The sequence below is a fragment of the Nocardia gipuzkoensis genome, from assembly GCF_021183645.1.
Lineage (GTDB): Bacteria > Actinomycetota > Actinomycetes > Mycobacteriales > Mycobacteriaceae > Nocardia > Nocardia abscessus.
Map to the genome: position 1 here is coordinate 4945899 of NZ_CP089225.1, position 17616 is coordinate 4963514.

17 protein-coding genes are annotated in these 17616 nt (G+C 71.1%); 11 read left to right on the plus strand and 6 right to left on the minus strand.

What is annotated here, in order from left to right:
* The first annotated feature begins 119 nt into the window (after positions 1-119).
* Together LTT66_RS22410 and LTT66_RS22415 are read left to right on the plus strand one after the other, a co-directional pair.
* Complete coding sequence (locus tag LTT66_RS22410; RefSeq protein ID WP_181718788.1) at positions 120-947, plus strand: GNAT family N-acetyltransferase; 828 nt, start codon at positions 120-122, stop codon at positions 945-947.
* Complete coding sequence (locus LTT66_RS22415) at positions 944-1978, plus strand: lysophospholipid acyltransferase family protein (protein ID WP_233060468.1); 1035 nt, start codon at positions 944-946, stop codon at positions 1976-1978. Before LTT66_RS22410 ends, LTT66_RS22415 begins: the two co-directional genes overlap by 4 nt.
* 132 nt (positions 1979-2110) lie before the next feature.
* On the opposite strand, the gene LTT66_RS22420 is transcribed toward LTT66_RS22415, so the two are convergent.
* A complete protein-coding gene (locus LTT66_RS22420; RefSeq protein WP_195064638.1) occupies positions 2111-2476 on the minus strand; it encodes a hypothetical protein in 366 nt (121 codons plus the stop codon).
* Between the two features lie 247 nt (positions 2477-2723).
* Between LTT66_RS22420 and LTT66_RS22425 the strand changes: the two genes are divergently transcribed.
* From LTT66_RS22425 to ligA, 4 genes are all read left to right on the plus strand, one after another.
* A complete protein-coding gene (locus LTT66_RS22425; protein WP_233060470.1) occupies positions 2724-3953 on the plus strand; it encodes a cysteine desulfurase family protein in 1230 nt (409 codons plus the stop codon).
* Positions 3953-5068 (plus strand): tRNA 2-thiouridine(34) synthase MnmA, encoded by a 1116-nt coding sequence (gene mnmA, locus LTT66_RS22430; RefSeq protein WP_233060471.1) that lies wholly within the window; start codon positions 3953-3955, stop codon positions 5066-5068. Before LTT66_RS22425 ends, mnmA begins: the two co-directional genes overlap by 1 nt.
* Before the next feature lie 180 nt (positions 5069-5248).
* Complete coding sequence (locus LTT66_RS22435; protein ID WP_408638862.1) at positions 5249-6286, plus strand: methionine synthase; 1038 nt, start codon at positions 5249-5251, stop codon at positions 6284-6286.
* A 286-nt stretch (positions 6287-6572) separates the two neighbouring features.
* Positions 6573-8687 carry an NAD-dependent DNA ligase LigA gene (ligA, locus tag LTT66_RS22440; RefSeq protein ID WP_233060473.1) on the plus strand — a complete coding sequence of 705 codons (2115 nt, stop codon included), beginning with the start codon at positions 6573-6575 and terminating at the stop codon, positions 8685-8687.
* 151 nt (positions 8688-8838) lie between these two features.
* Here ligA and LTT66_RS22445 read toward each other — a convergent pair whose 3' ends face one another.
* Positions 8839-9168 (minus strand): hypothetical protein, encoded by a 330-nt coding sequence (locus LTT66_RS22445; RefSeq protein WP_233060475.1) that lies wholly within the window; start codon positions 9166-9168, stop codon positions 8839-8841.
* Positions 9169-9363: 195 nt separating this feature from the next.
* Between LTT66_RS22445 and LTT66_RS22450 the strand changes: the two genes are divergently transcribed.
* From LTT66_RS22450 to LTT66_RS22460, 3 genes are all read left to right on the plus strand, one after another.
* Positions 9364-10608, plus strand: a complete 1245-nt coding sequence (locus tag LTT66_RS22450) for an AAA family ATPase (protein ID WP_233060477.1) — start codon at positions 9364-9366, stop codon at positions 10606-10608.
* 21 nt (positions 10609-10629) lie between these two features.
* Positions 10630-10953 carry a hypothetical protein gene (locus LTT66_RS22455; protein ID WP_233060479.1) on the plus strand — a complete coding sequence of 108 codons (324 nt, stop codon included), beginning with the start codon at positions 10630-10632 and terminating at the stop codon, positions 10951-10953.
* A 266-nt stretch (positions 10954-11219) separates the two neighbouring features.
* Positions 11220-11744, plus strand: a complete 525-nt coding sequence (locus LTT66_RS22460; protein ID WP_408638662.1) for a GNAT family N-acetyltransferase — start codon at positions 11220-11222, stop codon at positions 11742-11744.
* Between the two features lie 235 nt (positions 11745-11979).
* Here the strand turns inward: LTT66_RS22460 and LTT66_RS22465 are convergent, their stop codons facing one another.
* Entirely contained in the window at positions 11980-12630 is a 651-nt protein-coding gene (locus LTT66_RS22465) for an ACT domain-containing protein (protein ID WP_181718780.1), read from the minus strand.
* 327 nt (positions 12631-12957) lie between these two features.
* Between LTT66_RS22465 and gatC the strand changes: the two genes are divergently transcribed.
* Both gatC and gatA read left to right on the plus strand, forming a co-directional pair.
* Complete coding sequence (gatC, locus tag LTT66_RS22470) at positions 12958-13257, plus strand: Asp-tRNA(Asn)/Glu-tRNA(Gln) amidotransferase subunit GatC (protein WP_043695677.1); 300 nt, start codon at positions 12958-12960, stop codon at positions 13255-13257.
* On the plus strand, positions 13254-14738 hold the full coding sequence (gatA, locus tag LTT66_RS22475) for an Asp-tRNA(Asn)/Glu-tRNA(Gln) amidotransferase subunit GatA (protein WP_233060481.1): 1485 nt from the start codon (positions 13254-13256) through the stop codon (positions 14736-14738). Before gatC ends, gatA begins: the two co-directional genes overlap by 4 nt.
* Positions 14739-14834: 96 nt before the next feature.
* On the opposite strand, the gene LTT66_RS22480 is transcribed toward gatA, so the two are convergent.
* Genes LTT66_RS22480 through LTT66_RS22490 form a run of 3 tightly spaced genes read right to left on the minus strand, consistent with a single transcriptional unit; the run spans position 14835 to position 17516 of the window.
* A complete protein-coding gene (locus tag LTT66_RS22480) occupies positions 14835-15281 on the minus strand; it encodes an SRPBCC domain-containing protein (RefSeq protein WP_233060483.1) in 447 nt (148 codons plus the stop codon).
* Between the two features lie 55 nt (positions 15282-15336).
* Positions 15337-16725: an alpha/beta-hydrolase family protein gene (locus LTT66_RS22485; protein WP_233060484.1), complete on the minus strand. Its 1389-nt coding sequence runs from the start codon at positions 16723-16725 to the stop codon at positions 15337-15339.
* Entirely contained in the window at positions 16722-17516 is a 795-nt protein-coding gene (locus tag LTT66_RS22490; RefSeq protein ID WP_233060485.1) for a hypothetical protein, read from the minus strand. The genes LTT66_RS22485 and LTT66_RS22490 overlap by 4 nt, the downstream gene beginning before the upstream one ends.
* Positions 17517-17616: the final 100 nt, after the last annotated feature.

The following is a 17616-nucleotide window of genomic DNA, read 5'->3' on the forward strand; positions in this document are numbered from 1 at the left end:
AACACGGTGGAACTGTTCGGTGAACGCTCGGTGTGACAGCCGTCTCGTTAACCGAACCGGCATCGTCGCGACACTTCGAGGTTGCTGCGGCGCATTGTCGGACTGGCTTCATCATGGATATGACTATTTCGTCCGTGTTGACAGCCCCGGCTCGAGCGACGGACTCCGGGGAGGAACGGTCGCGCTACTCGCTGGTGGTCTCCTCCGACCTCGACCACCGCGTCGCCGCGCAGCGCCTGCGCTACAACGTGTTCGCCAACGAGCCCGGCTTCCGGATCCCGGACGACGGCACCGGCCTGGACGCCGATCATTTCGACGAGCACTGCGACCACCTGCTGGTGCGCGACGACGCGACCGGTGAGTTCGTCGGCTGCTACCGGATGCTGCCGCCGGACAAGGTCGCCGCGGCGGGCGGGTACTACACGGCAACGGAATTCGATCTGGCCCAGCTGGATCCCGGGGGCATGCGCATCGTGGAGATGGGGCGCGCGTGCGTCGTCCCCGACCACCGCAACGGCTCGGTACTCACCCTCATGTGGGCGGGTATTTTGCACTACATCCAGCTCACCGGCTACGAGTGGGTGATGGGCTGCGTGTCGGTGCCGATGCAGGACACCGCGGCGGACGCGCCCGGGGTGAACGTGCGCGGGGTGCGCGACATGCTGCTCGGCCGCCACGCATCCGACCCGGAGCGCCGGGTGCACCCTTACAACCCGGTGGTGGTCGACGGTAAGACCCTGGACGAACTGACGCCGCCCTCGCGGCCGAAACTGCCGCCGCTGGTGCGCGGCTACTTGCGACTGGGTGCGGAGATCTGCGGCGAACCCGCGCACGATCCGGCTTTCGCGGTGGCCGACTTCGTGGCGCTGCTCGGGCTGGACACCATCAACACCCGGTATCTCGATCGACTACAGGAAGCCGCCGCGACCCTCGACGGGGGACGGTGAGGACTGTGGTCTTCGACGCGCCGCCCGCAATGTCCACCGCGCACGCATGGATGCCGTCGAGCCCCTGTGGACCCGGCTGCCTGGATTCGATCGATGAAGTCGGGCCGGGACGGGTAGCCGCCCGGCTGGCCGGGGTTGCCGGACTGCTGCTCAGCTTCCCGGTGGCGAACGCGGTGACGCCGCGTGGCAGGCGCGTGCCCTTGCAGCGCGGCTACGCGCGCCTCTTGCTCGGTTGTCTGGGCATGCGGCTGCGCATAGTCGACAACCGGGGGGCGGCGGACGAGCGGGGGGCCGTCGATGAGGGCGGCCCCGCGCTCGCACCGGCGGGGTTCGGCGCGCCGGACCGTGGCGCGCTGGTCGTCACCGGGCATATCGGCTGGACCGACATCGTCGCCCTGGCCGCGGTGCAGCCGCTGGGCTTCGTGGCGCGCGCGGACATGGTGGAGTGGCCGCTGATCGGCAGCCTCGCCGAGCTGATGCGGGTCATCCCGATCGAGCGCGAAAGCCTGCGACAGCTGCCCGGCGTGGTGGCCGCGGTGGGGGCACGGCTGGCCGCGGGCGAGCGGATCGGCGTCTTCCCCGAGGGCACCACCTGGTGTGGCCGCGCCTACGGCACCATGCGGCCCGCGCTGTTCCAAGCGGCCGTGGACACCGGTACTCCGGTGCAGCCGGTGCGGTTGCGATACCTCGACCGGCACGGCGTGCCGTGCACGGTGCCCGGCTTCGTCGGCGTGGACACCTTCGCCTCCTCCGCGCGCCGGGTACTGCGGTCGCGCGGGATGGTCGCGGAAGTGGTGCTGGAACCGGTGCAGCAGCCCGGCACGGACCGGCGCGAGCTGGCCCGCCGCTGCGAGGCCGCCGTCCGCGGCGCCGTTCCCACGCACCAGGGTGCGCCGGATGCCGCGCAGTGGATCGAGGCGGGGCATACCAGGGTGCAGGACCCCACGGTCACGGCCGATGCGCCGGAGGTGCGCCGCCCGCGGCGCCGTCCGATGCTGCGCGGTCGTCGGAGTACCGCCGCCGCGCAGTAGGCGACTCGCCGGACGACCGGAAACGGCTGCGCCGGATGTGGCGCCGCTGCCTCAGCAGCACTCGGCAGCAGCGACCCTGTACATGTTTTCGGGGCGAGCCGATGTCGGCTCGCCCCGAAGAACGTCAGGGACTCAGAAACCGCTGCCCGTGGGCGGCCGGAATCCGTGGTGCCAGCCCGGCCTGCCGTGATCCCAGTCGTCGTGACGGTTCCGGCCCCGGAACCAATCGTCGTGGCGGCCCCGATCCCAGTCGTTGTGCCGCCCGTGGTTCCACCCGTCGTGGCCGTGCCTGCCGTGGCCGTGGCCGTGCCTGCCGTGGCCGTGGCCGTGGCGGCCGTGTGCCGGGTCGATCTGGTCGATCGGGGCGGCGGGCTCGAGCACGATCGGGGCGGCGAGCGCGGGCACCGCGACGGCGGTGATCGGCATCAGGGCCAGTACGGACGCGGCGGCGGCGCGCGCCAGCACACGTCGCGTACGTCCATGGGTGCGTGGGTCCATCGGAACTTCCTCACTGATCGATTCGTCCGGTAGTCGACCGCTCGGCGTGCCCTCGATCCGCTCCGCGGAACGGGCGGCCTGCAATCAATACATCAAACAACGTACCGCTATTTAGCGGTACATTCAATAGGTAGAAATGACCGGATTCGCCCGCTCACAGGGCCGTGCACGCCGCGGAACGCGGCCCGCGCGGGCGCGCGGGAGGGGGGAATAACCGGCTGACCGTGACGGCTATCCTTAACTGGTCATGAAGTCGGCTTTTTCGGGTCCGGTCAACGGTGCTGCGCCCCAGACGGTCTACCTCGATCACGCGGCCACCACACCGATGCTGCCCGCGGCCATCGAGGCGATGACGGCTGCCCTGCGCACCACGGGCAACGCCTCGTCGCTGCACGGTTCGGGGCGTGCCGCCCGGCGGCTGCTGGAGGAGGCGCGCGAGTCGATCGCCGCCGACCTGGGCGCCCGGCCCTCGGAGGTCATCTTCACCTCCGGTGGCACCGAGAGCGACAACCTGGCGGTGAAGGGCATCTTCTGGGCGCGTCGCGACGCCGATCCGCGCCGGAACCGGATCGTCGCCAGTTCGATCGAGCACCACGCGGTGATCGATGCGGTGGAGTGGCTGCAGCGGCACGAGGGCGCGGAAGTGACCTGGCTCCCGGTGGACGCCGAGGGCGTGGTCGCGCCCGGCGCGCTGCGGGCGGCGCTCGCCGCCGATCCGGACGACGTCGCGCTGGTCACCGTCATGTGGGCGAACAACGAGGTGGGCGCCATTCAGCCGATCGGCGAACTGGCTTCGGTGGCACAGGAATTCGGCGTGCCGATGCACAGCGACGCGGTACAGGCGGCCGCTCAGCTGCCGATGGATTTCGGCGCGAGCGGGCTGGCCGCGGCAAGCTTCGCCGGCCACAAGGTCGGCGGTCCGCACGGCGTCGGGGTGCTGCTGCTGGGCAGGCAGGTACCGTGCGTGCCGCTGCTGCACGGCGGCGGGCACGAGCGCGACCTGCGATCGGGAACCTCGGATACGGCGGCGGCCATCGGGCTCGCCGCCGCGCTGCGCCAAACGGCGGTCGAACTCCCCGCTCGCACCGCCGAACTGGTCACGTTGCGGGACGCGCTGATCGACGGCATCCGCGCCGCCGCGCCGGACGCGGTGCTCAACGGGCCGGTCGGCGGGCGGCGCCTGCCGGGCAACGCACACGTCACTTTCCCGGGCTGCGAAGGCGATTCGCTGCTGATGCTGCTGGACGCGGCGGGGATCGAATGCTCGACCGGCTCGGCGTGCACGGCGGGCGTCGCCACGCCCAGTCACGTGCTGATCGCGATGGGCGTCGAGCCGTGGCAGGCGCGCGGATCGCTGCGCTTCTCGTTGGGGCACACGTCGACGCGGGCCGATGTCGACGCCGTGCTGGAAGTATTGCCGCAGGTAGTGGAACGGGCCAAGGCCGCGGGTCTGGCCGGTGCGAAAGGAGGTGTCTGATGCGGGTACTCGCCGCGATGAGCGGTGGTGTGGATTCGGCCGTGGCGGCGGCGCGTGCCGTCGACGCCGGTCACGAGGTGGTCGGCGTGCATCTGGCGCTGTCCGCGACACCGGGCACGCTGCGCACCGGATCGCGCGGCTGCTGCTCGAAGGAGGACGCCGGTGACGCCCGGCGCGCCGCCGACGTGCTCGGCATCCCGTTCTACGTCTGGGATTTCGCCGACCGCTTCAAGGAAGACGTCATCGATGATTTCGTCGCGGCCTACGCCGCGGGCGAGACGCCGAATCCGTGCCTGCGCTGCAACGAGAAGATCAAGTTCTCCGCGCTGGCCGACCGCGCGGTGGCGCTCGGCTTCGACGCGGTGGTCACCGGCCACTACGCGCGGCTGGCGGACGGCGTGCTGCGCCGTGCCGTCGACGCCGACAAGGACCAGTCCTACGTGCTGGCGGTGCTGACCGCGCAGCAGCTTTCGCGCGCGATGTTCCCGGTGGGTGACACCCCCAAGCCGCAGATCCGCGCCGAGGCCGCCGAGCGCGGTCTCGCCGTCGCGAACAAGCCGGACAGTCACGACATCTGTTTCATCCCCTCCGGCGACACCCGAGCCTTCCTCGGCGCGAAGATCGGCGTCCGGCCCGGTGCGGTCGTCGACTCCGACGGCCAGGTCCTCGCGCGGCACGAGGGCGTGCACGGTTTCACCATCGGCCAGCGCAAGGGGCTCGGCTTGCCGGGCCCGGCCGCCGACGGCAAGCCGCGGTACGTCACCGGCATCGATCCCGACTCCGGCACGGTCCGCGTCGGTTCGGCCGAGGACCTGCAGGTCTGGACGGTCGAGGCGGAGCGCGCGATCTGGACCTCCGGTTCCGCGCCCGCGGGCCCGATCGAGTGTGTGGTGCAGGTGCGCGCGCACGGCGGCACCGCGCCCGCGGTCGCCGAGGCGGTGGGCGACGGTCTGGTCGCGCGGCTGCGCGAGCCGTTGACCGGCGTCGCGCGCGGCCAGGCCGTGGTGCTCTACCGTCCGGATCCCGAGGGCGACGAGGTGATCGGCAGCGGGACGATCCGCGGCACCGCGCGCGAGTCCGGCGCGAGTGAAGCGAGGGCCGACGCGAGCCGGTGATCCGAATCCGGACCGGCCGGCGCTCTTCTCCCTCACGGCCTGTGCGCTGTGGAGGCACCGAAAGACGGGGTCCGGCCGCTGAGGGCTGCGGGATCGCGTGACGGCGGAATCGAACGGACGGAGTACGGCGCGGTGGACGAGATCGGCACGGATGACGTGGCGCAAGACAGTGGGACCGATGTGGCGACCGAGCCGGTGCGTCTTCCAGGCGGAATAGCCACCGGCGTCGGCTCCTGGCCGGGCCTCGACCCGCGCGAGGCCGCCGCGACCATCGTGGGCGAACTCGGCGACCTGCCGCACCTGGTGGAGTTGCCGGGACGCGGCGCGGGCGCCGACCTGATCGGCCGAGTCTCCGCCCTGCTGGTCGACCTGCGCTTCGACACCACGCCGCGCGGCTACCGGCTCGCGCAGCGCCCGGGTTCGGTCTCCCGGCGGGCCCATGACCTGCTGCGGACCGATCTGGACGCGCTCGAGGAAGCGTGGGAGAACGCCGGTCTCTCCGACGCCGGCCGTGTGGTGAAGCTGCAATCCGCGGGCCCGCTGACCTTGGCCGCGCAGGTCGAGTTGCCCGGTGGTCACCGCGTGCTCACCGATCCCGGTGCGGTGCGCGACCTTTCCGCGTCCCTGGCCGAGGGGCTGGCCCAGCACGTCGCCGAGGTGCGCAAGCGGCTCGGCGCGCACGTCGTGCTGCAGCTGGACGAACCGTCGCTGAGCGCGGTGCTCGGCGGCTCGCTGCGCGGTGTGAGCGTGCTGAACACGGTGCGCGCGCTGCCCGAGCCGGAAGCGCTGGCCCTGCTGGACACGGTGATCGCCGCTCAGTCCGCGCCGGTGCTGGTGCACAGCTGCGCCGAACCCCCCGCGCTGGGCCTCTTGCGCCGCAGCGCCGCCGCAGCGATCGGCTTCGACCTGAGCACCATCGGCACCGGGCAACTCGACGAGGTCGGAGAAGCCCTCGAGGCGGGTAAGCAGCTGGTGCTCGGTGTGGTCCCGACCGAGCCGCAGGCGGCCACGGTCACCTGGCGCGAATTCGCCGAGCCGGGCGTCCGGCTGGTCGATCGGCTCAGCTTCGGCCGCCGGACGCTGGCGCAACGGGTGGCGGTCAGTCCGGCATGTGGTCTGGCGGGCGTCCCGCTGGAGTGGAGCCGGAGGGCGCTGCGCCTGGCCGCGGAGGTCGCGCGTGCGTATGCCGAGGAGCCGGAGGAGCTTTCGTTCTCCTGACCTCGGGTGGCGACTGCGAGAGGGGCAGTGGTTCCGGTGCGCGGCTCGTTCGAAAACAAGCCGCAGTGAGCGAAACCAGCCGAGCATCCACGCAAACCCGGTAGTTCGTGGCGGGTCGTTCCGGCGGCATGCCGTGGCCGCGCGATGCGGCCGTTCGTTCCGCCCCGTCGTGGCGATGTCGTCCACGGCTCGGGGAAACGGACCGGCCGGAATCCGTGCCGCCGGGTGCGGCGACGTGCGCGAACATGACGAGGTGCTGTCGGCGGCCTCGGCTAATGTGCGATGCGTGAGTGACAGCGACAGTGCGGCGGCCCCGGCGACGGCGGAGCAGCGGGTCCAGTGGCAGCGACTCGCGGACGAGGTCCGTGAGCACCAGTTCCGCTACTACGTCCGGGATGCGCCGACCATCTCCGACGGTGAGTTCGACGCGCTGTTGCTGCGGCTGCAGACCATGGAGGACGAGCACCCGGACCTGCGCACGCCGGATTCGCCGACCCAGCTCGTCGGCGGCGGTTTCGCGACCGATTTCACCGCGGTCGACCACCTCGAGCGGATGCTGTCGCTGGACAACGTGTTCGACGTCGACGAGCTACGCGCCTGGGCCGCCCGGGTGGAGGCGGAGACCGGCCCGGACCTGCACTATCTGTGCGAGGTGAAGATCGACGGCGTCGCGCTGAACCTGGTCTATCGCGACGGGCGGCTGGTGCGCGGCGCCACCCGCGGCGACGGACGCACCGGTGAGGACGTGACGCTCAACGCGCGCACCATCGACGACATCCCCGGCGAGCTGACCCCAAGCGACGAGTTCCCCTTCCCGGAGGTGCTCGAGGTCCGCGGCGAGGTGTACTTCCGGTTGGAGGATTTCGAGACGCTCAACGCCGCCATCGCGGCCGAGGGCAAGCCGCCCTACGCCAACCCGCGCAACACCGCGGCCGGTTCGCTGCGTCAGAAGGATCCGTCGGTCACCGCGCGGCGCAGGCTGCGCATGATCTGCCACGGCTTCGGCCGCATCGAGGGGTACACGCCGACCTCGCAGTACGAGGCGTATCGCGCGCTCGCCGCGTGGGGTCTGCCGGTGTCCGAGCACACCAGGCGGGTGCAGGGCATCGACGCCGTGATCGAGCGGGTCGCCTACTGGGGCGAGCACCGCCACGACATCGAGCACGAGATCGACGGCCAGGTGATCAAGATCGACGAGACCGCGCTGCAACGCCGTCTCGGCTCGACCTCACGCGCTCCGCGCTGGGCGATCGCCTACAAGTACCCGCCCGAGGAGGCGACGACCAAGCTGCTGAACATCCAGGTGAACGTCGGCCGCACCGGCCGGGTGACGCCGTTCGCGGTGATGGAGCCGGTGTCCGTCGCGGGATCCACGGTCGCGATGGCCACCCTGCACAACGCGGCCGAGGTCAAGCGCAAGGGTGTGCTGATCGGCGACACGGTCACCATCCGCAAGGCGGGCGATGTCATCCCCGAGGTGCTCGGTCCGGTGGTGGATGCCCGGCCCGCGGACGCGCGCGAGTTCGTGATGCCGACCCACTGCCCCGAGTGCGGCACCGAACTGCGCCCCGAGAAAGAGGGCGACGCCGACATCCGCTGCCCCAACCAGCAGTTCTGTCCGGCACAGTTGCGCGAGCGCGTCTACCACGTGGCGGGCCGTGGCGCCTTCGACATCGAGGCGCTCGGCTACGAAGGTGCGATCGATCTGCTGAAGTCCCACGCCATCACCGACGAGGGTGACCTGTTCGATCTGGACGAGGCGTCGCTGCTGACCACCTCGCTGTACGCGAACAAGAACGGCAGCCTCTCCGCCAACGGCAAGCGGCTGCTGGAGAACCTGGCCGTCGCCAAGGACCGGCCGCTGTGGCGGGTGCTGGTCGGCCTGTCCATCCGGCACGTCGGCCCCACCGCGGCGCGGGCGCTGGCCGCCGAATTCGGCAGCCTGGACCGCATCCAGGAGGCGTCGCTCGAGGAACTGGCCGCGGCCGACGGCGTGGGCCCCACCATCGCCGCCGCGGTGGCGGAGTGGTTCACCGTCGAGTGGCACCGCGCCGTGGTGGCGAAGTGGCGCGCCGCGGGTGTGCGGATGGAGGACGAGCGCGACGAATCCATCGAGCGCAATCTGGCGGGCCTGTCCATCGTGGTGACCGGCTCGCTGCAAGGCTTCACCCGCGATGGCGCCAAGGAGGCGATCCTGGTGCGCGGCGGCAAGGCCGCGAGCTCGGTATCCAAGAAGACCGCGTTCGTGGTGATCGGCGACGCGCCCGGCTCCAAGGCCGCCAAGGCGGAGGAACTCGGTGTGCCGATCCTCGATGAGGAGGGGTTCCGGCGGCTGCTGGCGGGCGGCCCCGAAGCGGTCGCGCCCGAGACGGCCGCGGAGGACGCCGACGCCGAGGAGTGACCCAGCGCGGCAGCCGGATTCGGCTACCCGATGGCGGGTGCTGGGCACGGACGAATGTCGTAGCGCCACTGACGGTTTCGGCCGCTGCCACGCCCCTGAGGCGCGGTGGTGAACGTCAGCGCCGACGCCACGGCGCAGCCGTATCCCGGGCTCAGCGCACCGTGACCGTGGCGCCCAGCTGGCCCGCGATGTCGAATCGTCCGCAGCGGCCGCTGCTCAGGTCGAGCTTCTGGGTGATCAGCTTGCCCCGGCGGTTCTTGAACGTCGCCTCGGCGGACACGTCGGCGGTCGGCGTCGAGCACACCTTCGACACCACGCCGGGCGGGTCGTAGCTGACCGTGCCGCCACCTTGGCAGGTGTTCGTGCTGTCGGACAGGAACACCCGTGCGGTGCCCTCCGGACACGGCGCGTCCGCCACCGCCTCCGGCGCCACGACCAGCGAACCCAGCGCGAGCGCGGCGACGACGGAGCTTCGAACCACAAGACGACGAACCGTCGGTTCCATCGTTACCCTCATCCCATCGAACAACTTCGGCAGTACGCCGCGGCGAGCCGCAACGTGCAGGCATGCTAACCCGCTATCACACCCGCTGTCCCAGCGACCGCGATCGGGGCGGATCGCGGACGTCACCGGGCTGGTGTCGCCCACTTGTCGCGCAGACGGAAGTATGGCGGCATGCTGCGCAGTTTTCAGGTGACCAATCACAGATCGCTGGCCGACGAGCAGGAGTTGCGGCTCACCAAGGGAAGCGGGCCGGTGGCCGTGCCGGTGACCGCCGTGCAGGGCGGCGCCGCGGCGGGTAAGACGAACCTGATCGATGCGTTCTGGCAGATGCGTGACGCGGTGCTGCACTCGGTGACCGGGTGGGACCCGTACGCGGGCCCGGTGCGCGCGCCGCATCTCGGATTCGCCGACCGGCCTTCGGAATTCGTGGCGGCGTTCGTCGCCGAGGGCGTGCCGTACACCTACGGGTTCCGGCTGGACAACGCCGACGTGACCGCGGAATGGCTGCACACCCACCCGCGCTCGCGCAAGCGGATCGTGTTCGAGCGCAGCGGCGAGCAGATCAAGATCGGCCCGATGTTCGAGGCGTCGCGGTACGGGATCACCGCGCTGGCACCGCTGGTCCGTCCGAACGCCCTGCTGCTGAGCCTCGCGGGCCAGATGTACTCCGACGCGCTCGTGCCCGCGTACCGATGGTTCGAGTCCATGCTCGAGGTGCAGCGCGGTCCGGCCGAACCCGACGCCATCGCCCACCGGCTGGGCAGCCACATCTCGCGGTCGCCGGAGAACGCGGCGCGGCTGCTGATGCTGTTGCGCACGGCCGAGCTCGGCATCACCGACCTGCTCGTCGCCGAACACGACCCGATGTACGCCGACTACCTGCGCGAACTGGACGCCGACATCGCCGGCCTCGGCAAGCAGATCGACCTGTGCGCCGGCTCGCCCGCCTATGCCGACCAGTTGCTCCGCGACAACGGCCTCACCGGCACGCTGCTCGAGCGGGAGCTGACCAACCTGAAGGCGGCGCGCGACGCCCTGTACGCGCGGATGGTGGCCCGGCGCGGCGTGGGACTGAGCCTGGTGCACGACGGCATCGACATCCCGTTCGAGATCGGCGACGAATCCTCCGCGACGCTGTCGTTGCTGCGGGTACTGCCCGTCATGCTCGACGCACTGGACGCGGGCCGCGTGCTCGCGGTCGACGACATCGGCGCGTGCCTGCCCGCCGAGGAGACCGACCGCTTGATCCAGCTGTTCCAGAACCCGGAGACGAATGCCCGTGGCGCCCAGCTGATCTTCACCACCGACAACCGCCTGCTGATCGATCGGGGCAACGGGCGTTCGCAACGCACCCGCACGTCGGTCTGGCAGGTCCGGCGCACCGCCCAGGGCACCAGCGAGCTCGCGCCGGTGTGACGCGCACCTAGCATTGAAGTCATGCTGGAGTTCGCCACGCTGGTAATCCTGATCGCGGTGCTGGTGTCGTTGATCGTGCTCGTGATCCGCGGCCAGCGGGGCAATCGGTTGGTGAACCCGGAGGAGGGGACGCTGTACATCACCGGTGTGAGCCCGCGTCCCGATGCTCTCGGCGAGCAGTTCGTGACCATTACGGGGAACCTGACCGGTCCTTCGGTCCCCGGCAAGGTCGTGTACGGCCGTTTCGTGTGGGATACGAGTTCCTGGCCGGAGATCGGTGATCTGCTCACCGTCGTCTATCCGGCGGGCAAGCCCGACCGCTGGCAGATCGCCCGGCCCGCCTGAGCGATCGCGGCGTCCTCCTCGGGACCGGCTCCGGTGGCGACGGCCGGGTGCTCGAACCACTCGGCGGTGGCGTTCGTGGCCAGGCTGCCGCGTCGGCGTATGTCGATCGCGGGCAGCGAGCGCGTCACGACGCCGCCGTCCGCCCGGGAGCAGCGCACGGACGCGACACGGCGGTGATGCGGCGCGAACCTGGCAACCGGCCCGAGCCCAGCAGGTGGGCCGGACGTGCCGTAGCCCACGTCATGGTCGATGGCATCATGCCGGGTATGGATGTGCGGGAGGCGGGTGTCGTCGTCCGGGCGGCGCGGCCGGACGAGTACGACGCGGTCGGGGAGCTGACGGTGCAGGTCTACGTCGGCGAGGGGTATGTGGAGGCGGGCAGCTGGTACGCGGGCGAGCTGGCCGACACCGCCCGCCGTGCCGCATCGGCCCGGATCCTGGTCGCCACGCACGCCAGCCGGATCGTCGGCTCGCTCACCGTCGCACCGGCCGGTACTCCCTACGCGGAGATCGCGCTTCCGGGTGAGCTGGAGTTCCGCATGCTCGCCGTCGCGAAGGCCGCGCGCGGACTCGGCGCGGGAACGGCATTGGTGCGCACCGTGATCGACCTGGCCCGCGCGGAGGGCCGCGCCGCGGTGGCCCTCACCACGATGCCCGCCATGGTCGACGCCCGCCGGATGTACGACCGCTTCGGCTTCCATCCCGTGCCCAGCCGGGACTGGCGTACCAGCGCGGGGGACCTGCTGCACGTTCTGCGGCTACCGCTCGACTGTTCCGGTGAGTCCGCCTGACGGTTCGTCGCGCATCACCGGTCCGGCCCGCTGCCGCGACGGTCGCTCAGCGGTACACGTGGAGGGGGTGGTACATGCGAAGGCGTCTGCCCGCGGGGCGTTCGAGCGGCGCTTGCACGGGCGTGGCCCGCGCCGGTGACGCTCGCTTGCGGCGATACTCGCGCCGCGTCCGCAGACGACCGTCGGATCGACGTGTCACCGAGGGCGCGCCCGAACCTGAAGCGCCCGTTCGGAATCAGCCGAGGACGGTGGCGACGATGCCCGCGAGGTAACCGAGCCGGGCCACCTCGGAGGGCCGGAAGTCGGGACCGCCCGGCCGGCCGAGCAGCAGCACCTTGCCGGAGTTGCCGAGCGGAGCGGCGGCCAGCTTGGTGTCCATGTCGCGCCAGATCTCCGGCACCCAGCCGGCCTCGGGATCGAGCACGGTGGGCTTCTCCAGCGGCATCCACGGCGCCGAACCCGCCTGTGTCTGTGGCGCACTCGGGCTGCCGACCACCCGGTAGGCCCCCTGCGGCCCGATGTCGATGATCGTGCTCCAGCCGACCCGCAGTACCCGCGGCACGCCGTCCACCAGCACCTGCATCCGGTCGTCGCGAGCGCTCGCCACCTGATCGATCAGCTCGAGTTCGCGGTGGGTGTCGAGCACGCCGGAATACGGGCGGATCGAGTCCACGTGCACGTCGCCGATCGATTCGGCGGCGGTGATGAGGGTGTCGGGGAGTGCGCCGGAAGGTACTTCGACGACCAGATCGTCGACGGCGTAGCCCGCGCCGCGCTCGACCACGTCCAGCGAGAGGATGTCCGCGCCGACGGAGCCGAGTGCGAGCGCGAGCGCACCGAGACTTCCCGGTCGATCCGGAAGTTGCACGCGGAGCAGATACGACACGTGCGTTCCTTTCCTTGAGCGGCCGAGGCTCTGAACGGATACCCGGGTCACGCAATACTTACACCCCTTACGCCCGGTTATCGAGTCGAAGTCCGTCCAGTGACGCATGCCACTCGGCGAATTCACGCCAAAGCGGCGTGTCGGGCTATTTCGCGCAGACGTGTCGCGCGCCCGGGCGAGTTGCCAGGGGCCTGCTGGGCGCCGGTCGCGCCGCCGCGCCGACGAAGCGCGGGTGCCGGGCGGTGGCCCGGTCGCGAATGGCTAGGCTGTGTGGGTTGAGCACTGTTGACAAGCACTGTTGATAACGAAGCCGAAAGGGGTCCCGCGGTGCCCGCCATCTCCCGCGACGAGGTCGCACACCTCGCCCGGCTGTCCCGGCTCGCGCTGTCCGATGCCGAACTGGATCAGTTCGCCGGACAGCTGGATTCGATCCTGAGCCACGTGCGGACCATCTCCGAGGTCGCCGCCGCCGACGTCCCGCCCACCGCGTCGCCGAATCCGGCGACGAATGTGACCCGTCCCGACGAGGTGGTGCCGGGCCTGACTCCGCGCGAGGCGCTCTCCGGCGCGCCCGCGGTCGACGAGCAGCGGTTCATGGTGCCGCAGATCCTGGGAGAGGCCGAATGAACGCGGGTGAGCCCGACCTGACCACGCTGTCGGCGGCCGAGCTCGCCGGCAAGATCCACGGCGGCGAGCTGTCCTCGGTCGAGGTCACCCAGGCGCACCTGGACCGGATCGCCGCGGTCGACGGCGAGTACCACGCCTTCCTGCACGTCGCGGGGGAGCAGGCGCTGGAGGCCGCCGCCGCGGTGGACTCCGCGATCGCCTCGGGAGCGGCGCCCGCCTCGCCGCTGGCCGGAGTTCCCTTGGCGCTCAAGGACGTGTTCACCACCACGGACATGCCGACCACCTGCGCGTCGAAGATCCTCGAAGGCTGGGTGTCGCCGTACGACGCGACGCTCACCACGCGGCTGCGCGCGGCGGGCATCCCGATCCTGGGCAAGACCAACATGGACGAGTTCGCCATGGGCTCCTCCACCGAGAACTCGGCCTACGGCCCCACCCGCAACCCGTGGGACACCACCCGCATCCCGGGTGGGTCGGGTGGCGGTTCCGCGGCCGCGCTGGCTTCCAACCAGGCGCCGCTGGCCATCGGCACGGACACGGGCGGGTCGATCCGCCAGCCCGCGGCCGTCACCGCGACCGTCGGCACCAAGCCGACCTACGGCACGGTGTCCCGCTTCGGGCTGGTCGCCTGCGCGTCGTCGCTGGACCAGGGCGGTCCGTGCGGCCGGACGGTGCTGGACACCGCGCTGCTGCACGAGGTGATCGCCGGATACGACCCGCGCGACTCCACCTCGCGCGACGTGCCGGTGCCGCCGGTGGTAGCGGCCGCGCGCGCGGGTGCGCAGGGCGATCTGCGCGGCGTGAAGGTCGGTGTGGTGAAGGAACTGCACTCCGACAGCTATCAGCCGGGCGTGCTCGCCTCCTTCGACGCCGCCGTGGCGGTACTGAAGGATCTCGGCGCCGAAGTGGTCGAAGTGTCGTGTCCGCACTTCGAATACGCGCTGTCGTCCTACTACCTGGTCATGCCGTCGGAGGTGTCGTCCAACCTCGCGCGGTTCGACGCCATGCGCTATGGGCTGCGCGTCGCCGACGACGGGCAGCACAGCGCCGAGCAGGTCATGGCGGCCACCCGCGCGGCCGGATTCGGCCCCGAGGTCAAGCGGCGCATCATGATCGGCACCTACGCGCTGTCGGCGGGCTACTACGACGCCTACTACGGCCAGGCGCTCAAGGTGCGCACGCTCATCGCCCGCGATTTCGACAACGCCTACCAGCAGGTCGACGTGCTCGTCTCGCCGACCAGTCCGTTCACGCCGTGGAAGCTGGGCGAGAAGGTGGACGATCCGCTGGCCATGTACCTGTCGGACCTGTGCACCCTGCCCACCAACCTGGCCGGTCACCCCGCCATGTCGGTCCCCTCCGGCCTGAGCAAGGACGACGGCATGCCGGTCGGGCTCCAGATCATGGCGCCCGCCCTCGCCGACGACCGCCTCTACCGGGTGGGCGCCGCCTACGAGGCCGCCCGCGGCGCCATCGTCTGACGTTCGTCGCAGAGCCGCTTCGCTCCTCGCGTGGTCGCGAGGAGCGAGTGGCTCTGGGACTCGCTCTGCGAGCCAGGTGAATTCCGGCCGCTGCCCTCAGGAAGCGCGCAGCGACTCGGCCTGCTTCCGGATACCGTCGGTCATGCCCTCGAAGCCGCGCCGCAGGTTCTTGCCGAGCAGTGCCACGACTACCGGATGCAACCAGCCGCCGAGTTCGAAGTGCGACTCGTAGCGGGTGCGACCGTCCGCGAGCGGCGTCAGCGTGTGCGAGCGCAGACTGTGCAGCGCACCCGGGGGCACCGGTTTCATCGAGTAGCTCAACTCGCGCCCCGGCGTGTGCGAACGGATCCATTCCCGCTGCTTGCGCGGGCGCGACCCGGAGACACGGACGAGCATGTCGATCGGCTCGCCGGGAACCAGCGAACTGCGGCACTCCGGGACGAAGGGGTTCCACTCGCCGTAGCGCGGGAAATCGGTGATCACCTGCCACACCAGGTCGGCGGGAGCGTCGATGTCGACGGCGAGATCGATGACAAAGGCCATGCGCAAATTAGAACATGTTCTATGACGGTCCCGTCCGGGTGCCGCGCCGAACGGCTCAGCAGGAACCGAGGGCGGTGCCCTGATCGGTGCCGTAACGGTGGCCGTGGCCCGGGGGAGCGTGCAACGCGGCGAGCAGATCGGCGGTGGTCTGCGCGAAGCTGATCACCGGAAGCCACCGCGGGACCGGAGCGTCGACGCGGGCGCCGGTCAGGTCGGGCGCGCGCCACAACTGGGACGGCGACCAGTGGATCACCGGGTCGGAGCTGTTGGCCAGCACCGTCGCACCGCCGCGGTGGACGTGGTTGGCCGGAGGACCGGCCCAGAGGGCCGCGCAGGTTCGATTGTCCTGCTCGGCGTCGTCCGCGAAGACGGCATTGCCGCCGAGAGCGCCCAGGCTCTGCCCGTACACGTACAGCCGGGGCTTGTGCGCCAGCCCTTGGATGTGGCGTTCCACGGCGGTGAACAGACTGCGTGCGGCCGTCACCGCCGCGTCCCGGCCGAACACGAACGTCGCCCAGCTCGGCAGGTAGGAGTACTGCAGCCCGACCAGCGCCACGTCGCCGTCGAAGCGCCGGTCGAAACCCGCCACAGCGTTCGCGTCGATCCAGCCCGATCCGGTGGGCACCGCGACGACCAGGTGCGAGCGCGCGAAGCCGCCCGAACGCTCCAGTTCCCGGATCGCCAGCGCCACCCGGCTGTCCAGGTCGGGCGCCGAGGCCACGCCGACGTAGACCCGCACGGCCCGCACCGGTGCGCCGCTGACGAACTTGCGTCCTTCGGCGCCCAGCGACGCCCAGCTCACCGCCGACTCGGCGCTTCCCGACCCGCTGTGCGAAACCGGCTGCACCACAGCGGGATCGAATTCGGCATTCGCACTCGCGTACACCGACTCCCGCCATCCGGCCACCGCGGGCGCGCCGACCAGATACAGCAGCACCCCCACGACGGCCGCCAGGGAAACTCCGCGCGCCCATCCCAGCTTGCCCAGCGCCCAACCGAGCGTGCGAGTGACGCCGACGAGCAGTCCGATGATCAAGACGGCGCCGAGCGCGCACCGCACCCAGTAGTCCACGCCGATCCGCGGCGTGCCCATCGCCGCGCGCAGCCGGTTCTGCCAATGGCCTGCGTTCGCCGCGGCGCCCACCACCAGCACCGACGTGGCGATCAGCAGCGGCAGCCGTACCCACGCCTGCCGCTGGTCGATGTCGAAACCGCAGCGCCGCAGGATGGTCCGCAGCACTCCGGCCACGCCGAGGGCGAGCGCCGCGAGAAGCCCGGTCAGCACGGCTTGCGCGCCGGGGGTGCGCGGAAGCAGTCCGGGCGCCAGCGAGGCCAGGACACCGGTTCCGATGCCGAGCGTCGTGCCGATCCGCGGCGGCGAGACACGGCCGATCGCGGCCGCGACCCACGGGCGATCGAGGAGCTCCGTGACGGACGAAGTCATCGCCGTACCACTGCCGCGCCGGTGCCATACGGCAGATCTGCCACGGCTTCGGGAACACTCCGTCGATTGCGCACGACGAGAACCGCGCTCAGACCGGCGATTCCGGCGCCGAGCACGCCGAGCAGCTTCCAACTCGTCGTCGACCCGGTATCCGCGGCGCCCAGCAGGGATTCGACTACCGGCGCGCCGTAGTCCTGGCGGCGCGAATTCAAGTCGACGGCGGTGTTCGCGATCGACGCCATCGCATCGCATCGGGCACGGGAGAACGGGTCGACGCGCGCCGCGCAGGCCTGGTGCATCTGCCGGTCCAACGTCGCGTCGAGGGCCTGCCGTGCCCACGGGCCCAGCGGTTCGCCGCGCTGGTCGGCATAGCGCAGCAGGTCGTAGCCGAGGTCGTGGGCCTTGCACGCGGTGTCGAACTCGGCGGGCAGCGTCACCGGAGACGAGCAGTCGCCGCGCGGATTGACCAGCAGACCGTCCAGCGTGCTCGGCCGGTAGCCGAACGACGCGACGAAGTCCGGGGGGATGGCGGTGAGCGCGCCGGGGCCGCCCCCGGCCAGTTCGGCCACGGCGGCGCTCACCTGCGCGCTCTCGATCGGCGCGGCCGCCGCGGCGGCCCGCGGGGCGGGGGCGAGGAATACCGTCGCCGCCACGGCGGTCAACGCCGTCGCGGTGAGCGCCGCGTAGCGTCTCGTGTGAGTGGTGACGGAAGAGGTTGCGGCGGAATGATTTCGGGCTCCTGCGGCCAATGCGGACCGGGTCTCGCGCCCGGCGCTGGTCGGTGTGCTCATGGCGACGACGTTAGGGTCCCCGCTTCCGCACCTGCCTCACGCCCGGGGATGTTCCGCGTCCGCTGCTGCCGGGTGAGCCCTCCGCGCGCTCTCGCACCGG

What these genes read in the sequence shown, in the direction of transcription:
- LTT66_RS22410 (WP_181718788.1), top strand. Translation starts at nt 120, where the DNA reads ATGACTATTTCGTCCGTGTTGACAGCCCCGGCTCGAGCGACGGACTCC.
- LTT66_RS22420 (WP_195064638.1), bottom strand. Translation starts at nt 2,476, where the DNA reads ATGGACCCACGCACCCATGGACGTACGCGACGTGTGCTGGCGCGCGCC.
- LTT66_RS22425 (WP_233060470.1), top strand. Translation starts at nt 2,724, where the DNA reads ATGAAGTCGGCTTTTTCGGGTCCGGTCAACGGTGCTGCGCCCCAGACG.
- mnmA (WP_233060471.1), top strand. Translation starts at nt 3,953, where the DNA reads ATGCGGGTACTCGCCGCGATGAGCGGTGGTGTGGATTCGGCCGTGGCG.
- LTT66_RS22450 (WP_233060477.1), top strand. Translation starts at nt 9,364, where the DNA reads ATGCTGCGCAGTTTTCAGGTGACCAATCACAGATCGCTGGCCGACGAG.
- LTT66_RS22455 (WP_233060479.1), top strand. Translation starts at nt 10,630, where the DNA reads ATGCTGGAGTTCGCCACGCTGGTAATCCTGATCGCGGTGCTGGTGTCG.
- LTT66_RS22460 (WP_408638662.1), top strand. Translation starts at nt 11,220, where the DNA reads ATGGATGTGCGGGAGGCGGGTGTCGTCGTCCGGGCGGCGCGGCCGGAC.
- gatA (WP_233060481.1), top strand. Translation starts at nt 13,254, where the DNA reads ATGAACGCGGGTGAGCCCGACCTGACCACGCTGTCGGCGGCCGAGCTC.
- LTT66_RS22480 (WP_233060483.1), bottom strand. Translation starts at nt 15,281, where the DNA reads ATGGCCTTTGTCATCGATCTCGCCGTCGACATCGACGCTCCCGCCGAC.
- LTT66_RS22485 (WP_233060484.1), bottom strand. Translation starts at nt 16,725, where the DNA reads ATGACTTCGTCCGTCACGGAGCTCCTCGATCGCCCGTGGGTCGCGGCC.
- LTT66_RS22490 (WP_233060485.1), bottom strand. Translation starts at nt 17,516, where the DNA reads ATGAGCACACCGACCAGCGCCGGGCGCGAGACCCGGTCCGCATTGGCC.